Below are 15,773 nucleotides of genomic sequence, written 5' to 3'. Positions count from 1 at the left end.
GGTTACTGTCCCCCTTCAATGATTGCGTTGACATCAGCGGGTTGCACCAGATCACCTGTTTCATTGCCAAACGCATTTCGGACATAAGTAATAATGGATGCAAGCTCAACGGCATTGAATTGGCGGCCAAATGCTGCCATTGCCGTGCCCGGAACCCCATTGACCAGTGTGTCGATGGTGACCTGGACATCGCCAGTTGCTTTTTCGCTACCTGCCAGGGCAGGGAAGACCGGCGGCATACCGGCGCCACCAGCCTGGTGGCAGGCAATACAGCTAGCCGTGTAAATTTCTTCACCCTGAGCCATGGCATCATCCATGCTCAGTTCAGCGTTTGCCAGCTCTTGCTCGGCAAGTGCCAGCTGTTGCTGCTCGGCATACCACTCATCGTACTCAGCTGGTTCCAAAGCATGAACTTCAATTGGCATAAAGCCGTGGTCCATACCACACAGCTCGGCACATTGGCCGCGGTAAACGCCAGGCTCTTCAACAATCACCCAGGATTCGTTGATGAAACCCGGTACGTTGTCTTTCTTGACGGCGAATTCAGGCACCCACCAGGCGTGCAGTACATCCGCTGAGGTCATCAGGAAACGGACTTTACGGTCGGTAGGAATAACGAGAGGGTTATCAACTTCCAGCAGGTAGTTTTCACCTTTTTCCATGCTGTTGCTGATTTCTTCACGGGAGGTTGCCAGTGTGCTGAAGAAGGAGACTTCTTCTTCATCTGCGCTTTGTGGGAGGTAACTATATTCCCAGCGCCACTGATAACCCGTAATCTGAATGTCCAGATCTGATGCAGAAGCATCGTAGGCTGCGGTCAAAACGCGGGTCGCAGGAACCGCCATCGCAATCAGAATGAGGAAAGGAATCAGTGTCCAGACTATTTCCACTTTTGTGCTTTCGTGGAAAGAGGCCGGTTTGGCTCCCTTGGATTTGCGATGATTAATGATAGACCATAACAGAACACCGAATACAACTACTCCGATGGCAATCATCCACCAGAAAATTGTCATATGCAGGTCGTAGGTGTCTCGACTGATTTGGGTTACGCCCCTGGGCATGTTCAATTCCCAGGCTGCATGCGCGCCAGTGCTCCACATAAGTAGAGTGCCGACGGCAAGGCTTAACCACAGCTTTGCTTTGGACAACATTCGCCGTGTCTCCGTAATAATAAGAAAAGGCTGTTTTTACAACGTTTGAGTTATATTTTTGTTATGAGACGCTTTAATTACTCGCGATATGATTGACCCGCAGCCCGAAGTTGTCAGTTTCACCATCTGCCCTTAGATGGCATCTGACCAAGGCTGGTTTTGTTGGGGCAGGACTTTCGGATGCAATGTAAAGCGCCGGGCATTATAAAAAATATTTTATTAAATTACCATGAAATCCGGCCTTATTTGGCTCCCTGATATTCAGAGAAACACCAGACCGGACCTCTAGCTCGCTGCCAGTCTACTGTTAACCGATCAGCAATTTTCTGCGATAAATCAATTTTTACTTTAGTTTCAGTGCTTTTCCAAACCGTCTTGTCGCAGCAATGCAGTCATATCAGGCTCGCGACCCATAAAATCAACAAAGAGTGTCAGCGCGTCTTCACCGCCACCTTTTGACAATATTTTGTCAAGAAACGCCTGGCCCGTGCCTGAATCAAGCACTCCATTTGCCTGAAACTGGCTGAACACATCTGCCGAAAGCACTTCTGCCCACTTATAACTGTAATAACCTGCCGCATAACCACCCGCAAAAATGTGCGAAAAGCTGTTCTCGAAACGGTTCTCATCCGGCACCGGGTAAACAGCAGCCTTATCTCTCGCCCCCTGCATGACGGATCTGACAACATCTTGCTGGCTGTCAGCAATCTGTGTTTGGTGCAATTGGAAGTCAAACAGTGCGAACTCCAGTTGGCGAACACTTTTCATGCCGGCCTGGAAGTTTTTGGCTGCCTGCATTTTATCCAGTAATGTCTGTGGTAATGGTTCACCCGTCTCGTAGTGCCCTGATATCAGACCCAGCGACTCATTGTCCCAGCACCAGTTTTCCATCAACTGACTGGGTAGCTCCACGGCATCCCAGGCTACACCGGCAATGCCTGAACAGCGCAGGTAGTTCTCCTGAGTCAGCATGTGGTGCAGACCATGACCAAACTCATGAAACAGCGTCGTGACATCATTATGAGTCAGCAGGGCAGGTTTATCGCTGGTCGGGGGTGCAAAGTTGCAAACCAGATAAGCCACCGGAATTTGCTGACTGACAGGTTGTCCGTTAGTCGTTGTCAATCGACGACTGCGGCAATCTGCCATCCAGGCACCCCCTCGCTTTCCTTCCCGGGTAAACAGATCCAGGTAAAAACGCGCTACCAGTTCTCCATCACGGCGAATATTGTAGAACTCGACATCTTCATGCCAGACCGACGCTGTCCGATCCCGTTCGATGGAAATACCATACAAAGTCTCGACAATCGCGAACATTCCCTGCTGTACCTTGGCCAGGGGAAACCAGGGCCTCAACTCTTCCTGCGACAGGTCAAAGTCCTGCTTCCTCAGTTTTTCACTGTAATAGGGCACATCCCAGGCCTGAATCGAACTGACAGCATGAACATCCCGGGCAAATGCCTGGAGCTCAGCAAATTCTTTCTCGGCAGCGGGGCGGCTGTGTTTGATCAGGTCATCCAGGAAGTGGTTCACGTCGGCCACAGATCTGGCCATTTTAGTGGCCACCGAAACGGCTGCGTAATTCGGGTAACCAAGGATGTCAGCCATCTCTTCCCGCAGTGCCAGAATTTCTTTAATAATGCCGGAGTTATCTTTTGCGCTATCTTCCGTATTGGCGGCACGACTGGTAAATGCCCGATACATCGTTTCCCGCAGTGCAGCATTATCGGCATAGCTCATGACCGCAAAATAACAGGGGAAATCCAGGGTCAACAAATAGCCCTGCTGAGATTTACGTTCTGCAGCCTCCTTGGCAGCCTGAATCGTCAGAGCCGGCACGCCGGCCAGCTCATCTTCGCTCTTAATAAGGTGTGACCAGCCTGTTGTTGCATCCAGAACATTATTACCAAAACGGTTCGACAGATCGCTCAGGCGGGTCTGAATTTCAGTGAATCGGGGCTGCTGCTCTGCACTCAGACTAACGCCGGCCAGCTCGAACTCAAGCAGCATGTCCCGCAAAATTTTTCGTTGCGAACGCGTCAACGCCAATTCATCCGCACGCTCAGACAACTGAGTGACCAATTCGAAGAGCGCGCGATTCTGACCCAACCCGGCATAATATTCCGTAATCATTGGCTGGCAGCCATTATAGGCATCACGAATTTCCGGTGTATTGCAGACACCATTAAGATGACTTGCGGTAGACCACACTTTGCTCAGGCGGTCTTCCATATCATCAAGCCCGTCCATGAGGTTTTCCCAATCCGGCGATTTGCCATTCAGGTCTGCAATAAGCTTGTCCAATTGCGCGTTGTTGTCAGCCAACACCTCTGTAATTGCCGGTTGAATATGTTCAGCACGTATTGCCCCGAAGTCCGGTAATCGATCAAACTGTAGTAAAGGGTTGCTGGCGTTCTGCGTCATGATTGACTCCTGTCATGAACCTGGCTCAAAGACAGTCATCATAGCACTGCTTAGCGCTGCCGCTAAATGTGCCCTGAGCATTGAAGACAGAAGACGTTATCTAAACAAGAGATAAATATTTATGAATATCAGACCATTTGGCGACATATCACCGAAAATTGCTCAACGTGTATTTGTTGACAGTACCGCAGTGGTTATTGGCGATGTGACTCTGGGAGAAGATGCCTCAGTCTGGCCGTTAACGGTCATACGAGGTGACATTCACCGCATACGTATCGGCGCCAGAACCAATATTCAGGACGGTTCCGTGCTTCACGTCACCCACGACGGGCCATTTAACCCCGGCGGATTTCCCTGCCTGATCGGCGATGATGTCACGGTGGGTCACAAAGTGATGCTTCACGGCTGCACTGTCCACGACCGGGTACTGGTTGGCATGGGCAGCACCATTATGGACGGGGCAGTGGTCGAATCAGAGGTGGTTATCGGTGGTGGCAGCCTGGTACCACCCGGCAAGCGGCTGCAAAGTGGTTACCTGTACATGGGCTCCCCGGTAAAACAGATCCGTGAACTGAGCGATGAAGAGAAGCAGTTCTTCGCTTATACAGCTAACAAGTACCGGGAGCTGAAAGATCGTTATTTAGCGGAGGACTGAAATAGTGCCTTCTGGAGTTCGGCAATAACCGGCTTTGTGTCCGGCATCTTGCCGCGCCAGATACGAAAAGATTCAGCAGCCTGTTCGACCAGCATCCCAGTGCCGTCCAGTGATTTGTTCGCGCCCAGACTCTCCGCCCAGCGCTGAAAGACTGTTCCCCCGGGTGCATACACCATGTCATAACAGGCGGTGTGCTGATCAACCAGCGTATCTGGCAACTCAGGCATCTCACCGGACAGCCCTGCTGCTGTTCCGTTTATGATCCACTCCGGTGCACGCGAGAATGCGGAATCCAGTTGCTGGTAACTCAGCACAGTGATGGGGAAGAGGTCTGCAAAAAGCTCAGCCAGTGCTTCCGCTCGTGCCAGCGTTCGGTTAGCGATAACAATGCTGGCAGGTTGAGCCGCGATCAGTACCGGCAAAACACCGCGCACCGCACCGCCAGCGCCCAGCACTAACAGGTTGGCACCTTTCAGGTTACCGCCATGATTGTGCTCTATGTCTCTGACCATCCCAACGCCATCGGTATTGTCACCGACCAGTTCTCCTTCCTGGTTGAGATAGAGCGTGTTCACTGCGCCAGCACGTTCGGCAGCAGGTGCATGGATGGCTGCCATTTGCCAGGCCGACTCTTTGTGCGGCACCGTGACATTCAACCCTTTGCCACCCTGGCTAAAGAATTGCTTTACCCCACTCTCAAATTCATCCGGATGCAAAGGCAGTTTCTGGTAATCAACCGCTTCTCCGGTTTGACTGGCAAAATGACCATGAATCATTGGCGACTGGCTGTGTGATACCGGATAGCCAGTCACTGCATAACGGTCTTTGTGCATAGTGAGGAACCTCTAATTAAATCTAAACCCAGTCTCTGGCAGCCAGGTAATGTTCATAGAGCTTCGCTTCCTCAGTGCCCGGTTCAGGTTGCCAGTCATATTCCCAGCGCACTTCAGGCGGTAGCGACATCAGGATGGACTCGATGCGGCCCAGCCCCGACTGCAGGCCAAACAGGGTGCCCCGGTCATAAACCAGATTGAATTCGACATATCGACCACGCCGATAACGTTGAAACTTTTTCTGCGCCTCAGTGAAACTTTCTTCCTTTCTCGCCTGAAGAATCGGTATGTAGGCATCCAGGTAGCTATCCGCAATATCACGCACCAAAGCAAAACTGTCTGCAAAAGGCAGCTCATTAAAATCATCGAAGAAAAGCCCGCCGATACCCCGAGGTTCTTTCCGGTGTGGTAAATAAAAATAGTCATCACAGGCTTTTTTGAACTTCGGATAGAGGCTGGCATCGTGGCCATCACAGGCGGCTTTAGCGGTTTGGTGCCAGTGACGACAATCCTCGTCATTGCCATAGTAGGGGGTTAAATCATAGCCACCACCAAACCACCAGACCGGCGCCTCTGTGTCTGACTCGGCAATAAAGAAGCGGAAATTCGCATGTGAGGTAGGAGCAAAAGGGTTGTCCGGATGAATAACCAGAGACACCCCCATGGCCTGAAAGCGGCGCCCTGCCAGCTCTGGCCGGCTGGCTGAGGCAGACGGGGGTAACTGATCACCAAACACATGTGAAAAATTAACGCCGCCTTTTTCTATCACGGCACCGTCGCTAAGCACTCGACTGATACCGCTGCCACCACGCTCGCGCTGCCAGGCGTCTTCGTGAAAGTCACCACTTCCGTCCACTCTTTGCAGCCCCTCGCAGATCCGGTTCTGCAGATCGAGCAAATACTCTTTGACGGCGTTTGCGTCCACGTTCGCCATGCTTTTACCTCCTGACCAGCCCACTTAACAAGTCAATAATACGTGATGGTTGCCTGGCGCCACCCAAGCGGCCAGGCAAAATATAATCAATGTTCTGGCCCAGGTGTTTTTCAACCTGCAACCTGGATCGAGCCGCCGGGCGTCCTGCCAGGTTGGCAGAAGTCGACACGATCGGCATGTTAAGCGCTTCACATAGCCGCTTAACCAGATAGTGATGACTAACTCTAATCGCAACCTGTTGATGACTGCCCTTAATCCATTCAGGTACCAGGTTGTGTTCATCGGGCACCAGGTAAGTCACGGCACCTTGCTGTTTACTATTGGCCCACCCCTGCTGGAGCAGTTGCTGTGTTTCCGGCGTCAAGGTTGTCAGTAACGAACCAAACTGAGCCATAGAACCAGCAATCAGGATCATACCTTTTTCTGATGGACGTTGTTTGACCTGCATCAGATCTGAACAGGCTTGTTCGTTCCAGGGGTCACAGCCAAGGCCCCAAACGGCCTCAGTGGGGTAGGCAATAACACCTCCACTGCGAATGGCGCGGGCTGCTTTTTTTACCTTAAACCTATCCATTTCTCTATCTCAGTTTCCCCGGAGCCGCGGCTTCCGCGTTGCTCAGTGGCTCGCTGTCAATCACGACGAAACCATTGTCCATTGTGAAGAATCAAAAGTCCTTTCAGTTCCAGCCTGGCCAGGTTTTGCTGAAGCTTTGACACCGTTAGCCCGGTACTTCGCAACAGCGAATCTGTATCTATTGGCCCCGCTTCTACGCAATGCATTATCTCATCCTCTTGCGCATTCAGCTTGGCTGCACTGGTGTGTACTGTTTCATTTTCCTGCTGTTTATCATGCAACAAATCGAGCTGGCCCTGGATCAAGGGCGCCAACGGTTCCTTAATGTCGGCGGCATTTTCCGCTACAGCAGCACCTTCACGCAAGAGCCGATGACATCCACGGCTGTTTTGACTATCAACAGAACCCGGCACAGCAAACACCAGACGGTTTTGCTCCAGCGCCAGCCGGGCTGTGATTAATGAGCCACTTCTCAAGCTGGCTTCAACCACACAGGTTGCCAGACTCAAACCACTGATGAGGCGATTGCGCTGAGGAAAGCGGTATTTTGCCGGACCGGCCGATAACGGAAACTCCGACAGCACCAGCCCCCCTTTATCGATGATATGTTTTGCCAGGGTAAAATTCGCTGCCGGATAAATGTTCGCCAGGCCGCTACCCAGAATAGCAATTGTGGGCCTGTTTCGATCGACACAACTTCGGTGCGCGACCGAGTCAACACCAAGAGCCAGGCCACTGGTGATGACAAAACCCGCATCAGAGATTTCCATTGCCAGTCGGCGTGTTATTTTTGACCCGTAGGGTGTGCAGCCCCGACTTCCGACCAAGGCAACAGAAGGCATGTTCAGCGCCGATAAATTTCCAGCAGCAAATAACAGGGGAGGAGGATCTGCTATTTCACGCAACAGCTCGGGGTAATGGTTATCCCCGGCAAGAATCACATGATGATGGCTGGCAGAGGCCAGCCATCGATATGACGTCTCTATTTCCGCTTCCAGCTCATTACGCACCGCTGCTTCAGGCTGTAAACTCGCCACGATTTCTGCATCAATTTGCATTCTCTCGGCATCTTCTTTTTGCAAGTCTTGCAAAAAATCAGGAGAACCCAGCTGGCACAGTAATTTCCAGTACTGACGATAACTTACACCAGGGCAAAGCAGTGGCCATAACCAATTTCTCAACACATCTTTTGTGAGTGGGGTATTTGTTTCAAACGGTTTGTCTGCTTTTTGCATCTCGCTCATTGGCATTCCTGATAATCCGCTATCCTGATTTGTGTTCTCTGCCAACACCGCATTGCGCCAAGACATCGCAAGCTTTGTGCTATAATCCGGTCATCAAACTGAGTTGGAAGTGTCTTCGCCAGACCGGGGCTTTTGCTAGTTATGGCACAAGCCGGTCGGCTTTGCTGAAAAGCGGCTTGTCGAGACACGAAGTACCTGGAGGCCTTCATGGCGAAATTGGAAATACTTGAGTTCCCAGATCCGCGCTTACGCACGGTCGCCAAACCGGTTGAAACGGTGGATGATGCATTGCGCGAACTGATCGATGACATGTTCGAGACCATGTATGCTGCACCTGGTATTGGGCTGGCAGCTACACAGGTCAATGTTCATCAGCAAATCATCGTGATTGACATCAGTGAGAACCAGGATGAACCGCAGGTTTTCATCAACCCTGAGATTGAAGTCCTCGATCCCGAGTTAGCTGAATATGATGAAGGCTGCCTGTCTGTACCCGGTTATTACGAAACGGTCAGCCGTCCCAGCCAGGTTCGCGTCAAAGCTCTGAACCGTGATGGTGAGCCTTTCGAACTTGTCTGTGATGATTTGCTGGCCACCTGTATTCAGCATGAAAAAGATCACCTGGATGGCAAGCTGTTTGTGGATTATCTAAGCAACCTCAAGCGCCAGCGTATACGCAGCAAACTTGTTAAAGCTCAAAAAATGGCTGCAACCGCTTAAATGGCAAATTCGCTCCGACTTATTTTCGCCGGCACGCCTGATTTTGCGGCTCAGCATCTGGAAGCACTGCTCAGTGCTGGCCATCAGGTCTGTGCGGTTTATACACAACCTGACCGAGCTACCGGCCGCGGCAAAAAACTCAAGCCCACGCCGGTTAAAGCTGTGGCAGAAAGCCATGGCTTGCCAGTGTGTCAGCCAGCTTCCTTAAAGGATGAATCAGAGCTGGCCCGGCTCCGTGAGTGGCAGGCAGATCTGATGATTGTGGTTGCTTATGGGCTCATTCTTCCCCAGACAGTACTCGACACACCACGCCTGGGCTGCCTCAACGTTCATGCCTCCATATTGCCACGCTGGCGGGGTGCAGCTCCAATTGAAAGGGCCATATTGGCGGGAGATACAGAGTCAGGCGTAACAATCATGCAAATGGACGCGGGTCTTGATACAGGGGATATGCTCTATACCAAAGCGACCCCCATCACCCCAAACGACAACCGTGAAACACTCGAAGCCAAACTTCTGCACCTGGGTCAGGAATCACTGCTGTACACACTGGCAAACCTGGATTTACTTAAATCTCAGGCTCGCGAACAGAATGACGAACTCAGCACATACGCACGAAAACTGGATAAACAGGAAGCAGCCATTAACTGGGCTGACCCCAGTGCGATCATTGATCGTCAGATCCGTGCCAGCATAGGACGCAACCCCGCCTATACGTTTATGGACGACTTGCGGATTCGAGTGCTAGCTGCCGTCTGTGAACAAGACGCGCCTGAAAATAATATTGAACCAGGCACCATCATCTCAATCAGCCGAAACGGGAAAAAAGTGGAATCTGTTGATGTTGCCTGCGGGGAAGGGCTGCTAAGAATTAAACAACTGCAGCTACCCGGTAAAAACGCCATGTCTGTTCATGATGTGCTCAATGCTCGCCAGCAAGCGTTTGAACCTGGCAAACAGTTTTCAAACCTCGCATGAACCCGGCGCTGATTCGTGCCCGCGCAGCTAATACACTAACCTCTTTGCTGAACGAACAAGGCTCGCTTGCCAGTGCCATTAACACTGGCAATCAGGGCAACGATAACAGCATTGAAGCCCTGCCTCTGTATCGTGAACTGTGTTTTGGCAGTGCCCGTTGGTATCACTATTTGCGCAGGGAGCTGAATGAGCTTCTCGACAAACCACTGCGCCGCAAGGACCGTGACATTCACGCCCTGTTAATTATAGGTTTGTACCAGCTTCGCTTCATGCGTCTGGCTGAGTATGCGGTTATCAACGAAACCGTCGCCGCTGCCCAAACGCTGAAAAAACACTGGGCTAAAGGTTTAATCAATGGCGTGTTGCGTAAGTACCAGGAACAGCTCTCCGCTAATGCCAGCATTGAGCTCTCAAAGACAATGCAGGTGCAAAGTTTTCCCGAATGGATGATTGCCGCTTTTAAAGAGTCATGGCCAGGCCATAGCCCGGAAGTTTTTATCAACAGCAATGAACGTGCAGCCATGACACTACGTGTTAATGCACAGCAGGTATCACGTTCTGCTTATCTGGATAAACTTGCATCTACACAGATTTCTGCCCGGCCCGGCTTGTTTACACCCTATAGTGTTTATCTTGATTCACCCTGTGACGTTGAAACACTGCCCGGATTTAATGAGGGCATGGTCAGTGTCCAGGATGAGGCTTCCCAGCTGGTGTCAGTACTGCTCGACTTACAAGAAGGTGATAGCTTACTTGACCTTTGTTCAGCACCTGGTGGCAAACTCGCCAGCTGTCTGGAGTCGGGGCCAGCGCTTTCCCGGGTTGTGGCAATTGAGTCTGATAGTAAGCGCCTACTTAAACTAAAGGATACACTTGCCCGCCTGTCGTTTAACGACATTACGTTGCACTGCAGTGACGCTACCAATATCGACAAATGGTGGGATGGTGAGACCTTCGACCGTATCATGCTGGACGCACCTTGCTCAGCCACCGGGGTTATTCGCAGACAGCCTGATATTAAAATACTTCGCAAGCCGGAAGATATTACCCGGCTCAACCTCTTGCAGTTAAGATTACTGCGCACTGCCTGGGAACTTCTCTCACCCGGTGGGCGACTTGTTTATAGCACATGCTCCATTTTACCTGCCGAAAACTCGGGGCTGATTGGGCAGTTTTTACAAGAATACCCGGAAGCACAAACAGTACCGATATTGCTAAAGCCTGATAATGCCATCGCCAGTACTCACGGGTTACAACTACTGCCATACCCTCAGGGCAGTGATGGATTTTATTACATGGTGCTTGAAAAGCCAGACTCGACACTCTAATCTGCCTGAAATGCAGAGGAGCCGGACGCTCTAAATGAAGATCATCATTCTAGGTTGTAATCAGGTTAGTGCTTCTCTTGCTGAGAACCTGACCAATGAAGCTACTGACATCACGCTGGTTGACCCTGACGGCGATGCACTTCGAGAACTGAAAGACCGGCTCGACATTGGTATAGCACAGGGCTGGCCATCCCACCCTGATGTCCTTCGCGCCGCAGGGGCCGAAGATGCTGACATGATCATCGCTGTTACCGAGAATGATGAGGTCAACATGATGGCCTGCCAGATTGCATTCTCCGTATTCAAAACCCCGAAGAAAATATGCCGACTGCGCTCTTCCTCCTATATAAACCAGGAGGATCTGTTTCGCCCGGAAGCGATACCTCTGGATGTCGTCATCAGTCCCGAGCTACTGGTCTCCAATTATATTCACCGTCTGATTGAGTTGCCTGGCTCCTTGCAAGTATTGGACTTTGCTGATGGCAATGCTCAACTGGTCGGTGTCCGCGCCTACTATGGAGGTCCACTGGTCGGTCAGGAAATCCGCTTCCTGCGTGAGCATATGCCTAATGTTGATGCCCGGGTCGCGGCGATTTTTCGACGTAACCGTGCCATTACTCCTGAAGGCTCAACCGTGATTGAAGCCGACGATGAGGTCTTTTTTATTGCTGCCCCGAAAAACATCCGCGCTGTCATGAGCGAGCTTCGTCGGATGGATAAGCCCTACAAACGGGTCATCATTGCCGGCGGCGGCAATATCGGGGTTCGTCTGGCAGCCGCACTGGAAAAGAAGTACCAGGTTAAAGTCATAGACGCCAACGCTGAGCGATGCACTTTCCTTTCCGAGTTTCTTAACCGCGCGATTGTGCTGCAGGGTTTTTCTTCCGACAAACAGTTATTACTGGAAGAGGGTATTGAAGACACCGATGTATTCCTGGCTCTGACCAATGATGACGAAGCAAACATCATGTCTTCCATGCTGGCCAAGCGACTGGGGGCCCGCAAGGTGATGTGCCTGATCAATAACCCTGCCTATGTGGACCTGGTTCAGGGCGGCGAAATCGATATCGCCATTTCACCCCAACAGGCTTCCATTGGCAGCTTGCTAACTCATATTCGCCGAGGTGATATCGTTAATGTACACTCACTGCGCCGTGGTGCAGCAGAGTCGCTGGAAGCTATTGCACACGGTGATAGTAACTCATCAAAAGTGGTTGGCCGTGCACTAGAAGATATCGACCTTCCCCCTGGTACAACCATTGGTGCAATTGTGCGAAATGAAGAAGTCCTGATTGCTCATGACGATATCGTTATCGAACCCGAAGATCATGTCATTCTGTTTTTAACTGACAAGAAACGTATCGCGGATGTTGAAAGGCTTTTCGCGGTCGGACTCACCTTTTTCTAATGCCGGATTCGTAACGGGGAAACTATGTATTTGCCGGTCGTCGCCAAAATCCTTGGTGTATTGTTGATGCTATTCAGCATTTTGGCGAACCTGCCTTCCGTTCTGGTGTCCTGGATCTACAGGGACGGAGAGATCACTTCCTTTCTATACGCCGGATTGATTACTTTTCTGGTGGGTTTCGCCATGTGGCTCATGACCTGCCGGGCCAATAAGGAAATGCGAACTCGCGATGGGTTCCTGATTGTTACGCTTTTCTGGACAGTTCTTAGCACCTTCGGTGCTTTACCATTTTGGATATCTCCCGATGTACCACTGGACCTGACCGACGCAATATTTGAATCTTTTTCCGGCCTGACTACCACCGGTGCAACTGTTATTACCGGCCTTGATGATCTGCCTAAATCCATTCTTTTTTACCGCCAGCAATTACAGTGGCTGGGAGGCATGGGTATCGTGGCATTAGCCGTTGCCGTTTTACCAATGCTGGGTATTGGTGGTATGCAGCTTTACAGAGCGGAAAGCCCGGGTCCAGTTAAGAATGACAACCTGGTTCCACGCTTGAAAGAAACCGCTAAAGCGCTCTGGTACATTTATCTTGGATTAACCGTAGCCTGTGCACTTGCCTATTGGGCAGCTGGCATGAGCTTGTTTGATGCCATTTGCCATAGCTTCACTACGGTGGCTATTGGTGGATTCTCCACGCACGACAGCAGCATGGCTTACTTTAATAGTGACGTTATCAACATGATTGCTGTGTTGTTTATGTTTGTTGCCGGCATCAACTTTGCTTTGCACTTTACTGCCTGGCAGCGGCGCAGTTTCATCCAGTATCTCAAAGACCCGGAGACTCGTTTTTATACGGGCATCCTTGGCCTGGTAGCCGCCTTTACCATCCTGGTGCTGTATTTCACAGATACATACAATGCCAAGGACTCGCTCGTGCATGGCCTGTTCCAAACTGTATCTGTGGCAACCACGACGGGTTACGCTACCGCGAATTTTGATAGTTGGCCCCTGGCTCTGCCATACCTGCTGATCTACTCTTCCATTATCGGTGCCTGTGCTGGGTCAACCGGTGGCGGCATGAAAGTCATCCGCATACTGCTGATCATCAAGCAGGGCTTTCGTGAGGTCAAACGTCTGATCCACCCAAACGCTATCATTTCCGTCAAACTCGGCAGAGATCTGGTGCCAGACAGGATTATTGAATCTGTATGGGGATTCTTTGCTGTCTACGTACTGGTGTATCTCGCGCTGCTCATCGTGTTATTAGCGATGGACATTGATGTTGTCACTGCATTTAGTGCCGTCGGTGCCTGCCTGAATAACCTGGGACCTGGCCTGGAAGGGGTAGCAGCTAACTATGGAGACCTGGCAGATCCGGCCAAATGGGTATTGTGTCTCGCCATGTTGCTGGGTCGGCTGGAAATCTTTACGCTGCTGGTATTGCTGATGCCTATGTTCTGGCGCCGATAATTTCCTGCATGTTGAAACCATCAGCTTCATCTCATTGCTGAAACTCATTCACCGTTGCCTGACGTCAATTTTACCATGCTCTCATTGATAGAATGGCTGCGACTTCCCTTCTGGGGCTTCACTGTCAGGGCGCTTTCTAAAACGCTTATACTCCCACTGATATTGCGCCGGGATTTGCCGGACACAGGCTTCAACAGAGCGGTTAAGTCCAGCTGCAGCAACTTCTGAATTTTCTGAGTAGACATCCGGATCCGCCTCCCGGAAATGCACATCAAAACCCTGGTTACCCGGGAGCCGCTCCGCATAAGCCAATAAAACCACCGCACCCGTTCTTGCTGCCAGTTTAGGCAACAGTGTCATAGTAAACGCTGGCACACCAAAAAAGTCAGCAAATACACCGCCATCCCGCTTTGGTTGCTGGTCAGGCAGAATACCGGTCGACTCTCCCTGTTTTAACGCCTTCGTCAGCTTTACAACACCTTGCCGATTTGTTGGTACTAACTTCGCACCACCTTTGGCACGTGAGTGAGCAATCAACTCATTCAAGCCATCGATTTTTGCTGGTTTGTAGAGAGTCGTCATGGGCCCCAAAGTCGACAGGTATATACCCAGCAGTTCCCAACTGCCCAGGTGGGGAGCTGCATAGATAATCCCTTTGCCGGAGGCCTTGGCATTTTCAACCAGTTCAAACCCGTGGACGGTTCTAATCCGGCCCGTTACACTCTCCAGGCTTGCATACCACATGTGTCCCAGTTCCAGCCCTGCCTTGATCGTTTCACACAGGCTGCTTTTTACCAGTTCTTTTCTCGTTATCTCATCAAGCTCTGGCATGGCTCGCTGCAAGTTGGTTTCAGTCACCTTCCTGGTTGCAATGGGCAGGACGTTTAATAACTCACCGATCGCCGACGCCATTTTATGCACAGCTGCTAACGGCAATAGAGAGAGCAGTTTCAGGAAGGATTTGATGAGCCAGGATTTAACGGTATTGATAGCAAGTACTCCGATATTGGTTTCGTGGCAGTCAGCTATTCTAGCGCAGTGGATATTGACTGCCTAATCCCGCATAATTGCGCCTTTTCAGTGACTATCATTGGGGTTGAACGTGTCCGCGCAAAATTCGGCCAAAGCCGACGTAAAAACTTTTCAGGGACTGATTCTGGCACTGCAGCGTTTCTGGGCTGACCAGGGTTGTGTGGTATTACAGCCGCTGGACCTGGAGGTTGGTGCTGGTACTTTTCATCCAGCAACTTTTCTCAGGGCTATTGGCCCCGAATCATGGCGCACAGCCTACGTTCAGCCAAGCCGGCGTCCGACTGATGGTCGCTATGGCGAAAACCCGAACCGGCTGCAGCACTACTACCAGTTTCAGGTCATACTGAAGCCTTCCCCGGATAACATTCAGGAGTTGTACATCGACTCACTGAAACATCTGGGCGTGGATCCACAGATTCATGATATCCGTTTTGTCGAAGACAACTGGGAATCCCCAACGCTGGGTGCCTGGGGCCTGGGCTGGGAAGTGTGGCTCAATGGCATGGAGGTCACTCAGTTCACTTATTTCCAGCAGGTTGGTGGCCTTGAGTGCTTTCCGGTCAGCGGTGAAATTACCTACGGCCTTGAACGTATCGCCATGTACCTGCAGGGTGTCGACAGCATTTATGACCTGATCTGGGCAGAAGGGCCGGACGGCGTTGTCACTTACGGCGATGTGTTCCATCAGAATGAAGTAGAGATGTCGGCCTATAATTTTGAGCACGCCAACACAGAGGCGCTTTTTCTGAGCTTTGATGAGTGTGAACGCGCCTGCAATCAACTTATTGAAAGCGGCCTCGCTTTACCGGCTTACGAGCAGGTGCTGAAAGCGTCTCATTACTTTAACCTGCTTGATGCGAGACAGGCTATATCAGTCACTGAGCGTCAGCGATTTATCCTGCGTGTGCGCACGCTATCTCGGGAAGTGGCCGAGGCTTATTACGAGAGCCGGCGCAAACTGGGCTTTCCGCTTGCACCTGAAGACCTGCGCAAAGCTGTCCTGGACAGCCAATAAA

Annotated in this window: 14 protein-coding genes; 7 read left to right on the top strand and 7 right to left on the bottom strand. The window is 51.2% G+C overall.

What is annotated here, in order from left to right; translation table 11 throughout:
• Positions 1-2: 2 nt before the first annotated feature.
• Both coxB and PSCS_RS11835 read right to left on the bottom strand, forming a co-directional pair.
• Positions 3-1,151: a cytochrome c oxidase subunit II gene (gene coxB, locus PSCS_RS11840; protein ID WP_068812322.1), complete on the bottom strand. Its 1,149-nt coding sequence runs from the start codon at positions 1,149-1,151 to the stop codon at positions 3-5.
• A 354-nt stretch (positions 1,152-1,505) separates the two neighbouring features.
• Entirely contained in the window at positions 1,506-3,575 is a 2,070-nt protein-coding gene (locus PSCS_RS11835) for a M3 family metallopeptidase (RefSeq protein ID WP_068812321.1), read from the bottom strand.
• A gap of 121 nt (positions 3,576-3,696) precedes the next feature.
• Between PSCS_RS11835 and PSCS_RS11830 the strand changes: the two genes are divergently transcribed.
• Complete coding sequence (locus PSCS_RS11830; protein ID WP_068812320.1) at positions 3,697-4,230, top strand: gamma carbonic anhydrase family protein; 534 nt, start codon at positions 3,697-3,699, stop codon at positions 4,228-4,230.
• Here PSCS_RS11830 and aroE read toward each other — a convergent pair.
• The 4 genes from aroE to dprA are packed head-to-tail and all read right to left on the bottom strand — an operon-like array spanning position 4,212 to position 7,815.
• Positions 4,212-5,063, bottom strand: a complete 852-nt coding sequence (gene aroE, locus PSCS_RS11825) for a shikimate dehydrogenase (RefSeq protein WP_068812319.1) — start codon at positions 5,061-5,063, stop codon at positions 4,212-4,214. The two genes, PSCS_RS11830 and aroE, sit on opposite strands and share 19 nt — an antisense overlap.
• 22 nt (positions 5,064-5,085) lie before the next feature.
• Entirely contained in the window at positions 5,086-5,997 is a 912-nt protein-coding gene (gene hemF, locus PSCS_RS11820; protein ID WP_068812318.1) for an oxygen-dependent coproporphyrinogen oxidase, read from the bottom strand.
• Positions 5,998-6,001: 4 nt separating this feature from the next.
• On the bottom strand, positions 6,002-6,571 hold the full coding sequence (locus PSCS_RS11815; RefSeq protein ID WP_068812317.1) for an L-threonylcarbamoyladenylate synthase: 570 nt from the start codon (positions 6,569-6,571) through the stop codon (positions 6,002-6,004).
• A 56-nt stretch (positions 6,572-6,627) separates the two neighbouring features.
• Positions 6,628-7,815, bottom strand: a complete 1,188-nt coding sequence (dprA, locus tag PSCS_RS11810; RefSeq protein WP_158662877.1) for a DNA-processing protein DprA — start codon at positions 7,813-7,815, stop codon at positions 6,628-6,630.
• A 207-nt stretch (positions 7,816-8,022) separates the two neighbouring features.
• Here dprA and def point away from each other — a divergent pair, with 207 nt between their 5' ends.
• Genes def through PSCS_RS11785 form a run of 5 tightly spaced genes read left to right on the top strand, consistent with a single transcriptional unit; the run spans position 8,023 to position 13,725 of the window.
• Positions 8,023-8,535, top strand: coding sequence for a peptide deformylase (gene def, locus PSCS_RS11805; protein ID WP_068812316.1), 513 nt, complete (start codon positions 8,023-8,025; stop codon positions 8,533-8,535).
• Positions 8,536-9,513 (top strand): methionyl-tRNA formyltransferase, encoded by a 978-nt coding sequence (gene fmt, locus PSCS_RS11800; protein ID WP_068812315.1) that lies wholly within the window; start codon positions 8,536-8,538, stop codon positions 9,511-9,513. It begins immediately after the preceding gene.
• Positions 9,510-10,841 (top strand): 16S rRNA (cytosine(967)-C(5))-methyltransferase RsmB, encoded by a 1,332-nt coding sequence (gene rsmB / locus PSCS_RS11795; RefSeq protein ID WP_068812314.1) that lies wholly within the window; start codon positions 9,510-9,512, stop codon positions 10,839-10,841. Before fmt ends, rsmB begins: the two co-directional genes overlap by 4 nt.
• 34 nt (positions 10,842-10,875) lie before the next feature.
• Positions 10,876-12,249: a Trk system potassium transporter TrkA gene (gene trkA / locus PSCS_RS11790; RefSeq protein ID WP_068812313.1), complete on the top strand. Its 1,374-nt coding sequence runs from the start codon at positions 10,876-10,878 to the stop codon at positions 12,247-12,249.
• Between the two features lie 24 nt (positions 12,250-12,273).
• Positions 12,274-13,725 carry a TrkH family potassium uptake protein gene (locus PSCS_RS11785; RefSeq protein WP_068812312.1) on the top strand — a complete coding sequence of 484 codons (1,452 nt, stop codon included), beginning with the start codon at positions 12,274-12,276 and terminating at the stop codon, positions 13,723-13,725.
• Between the two features lie 81 nt (positions 13,726-13,806).
• On the opposite strand, the gene PSCS_RS11780 is transcribed toward PSCS_RS11785, so the two are convergent.
• Positions 13,807-14,715 (bottom strand): lysophospholipid acyltransferase family protein, encoded by a 909-nt coding sequence (locus PSCS_RS11780; RefSeq protein ID WP_267890022.1) that lies wholly within the window; start codon positions 14,713-14,715, stop codon positions 13,807-13,809.
• Positions 14,716-14,827: 112 nt separating this feature from the next.
• On the opposite strand from PSCS_RS11780, the gene glyQ reads away from it, so the two are divergent.
• The gene (gene glyQ, locus PSCS_RS11775; protein ID WP_068812438.1) at positions 14,828-15,772 is read left to right on the top strand and encodes a glycine--tRNA ligase subunit alpha; all 945 of its coding nucleotides are present in this window, start codon (positions 14,828-14,830) and stop codon (positions 15,770-15,772) included.
• Position 15,773: the final 1 nt, after the last annotated feature.

The organism is Pseudohongiella nitratireducens (assembly GCF_001642735.1).
GTDB lineage: Bacteria > Pseudomonadota > Gammaproteobacteria > Pseudomonadales > Pseudohongiellaceae > Pseudohongiella > Pseudohongiella nitratireducens.
Note: the sequence above shows the minus strand (reverse complement) of the source record. Positions and strands in the feature narration are given on the sequence as shown.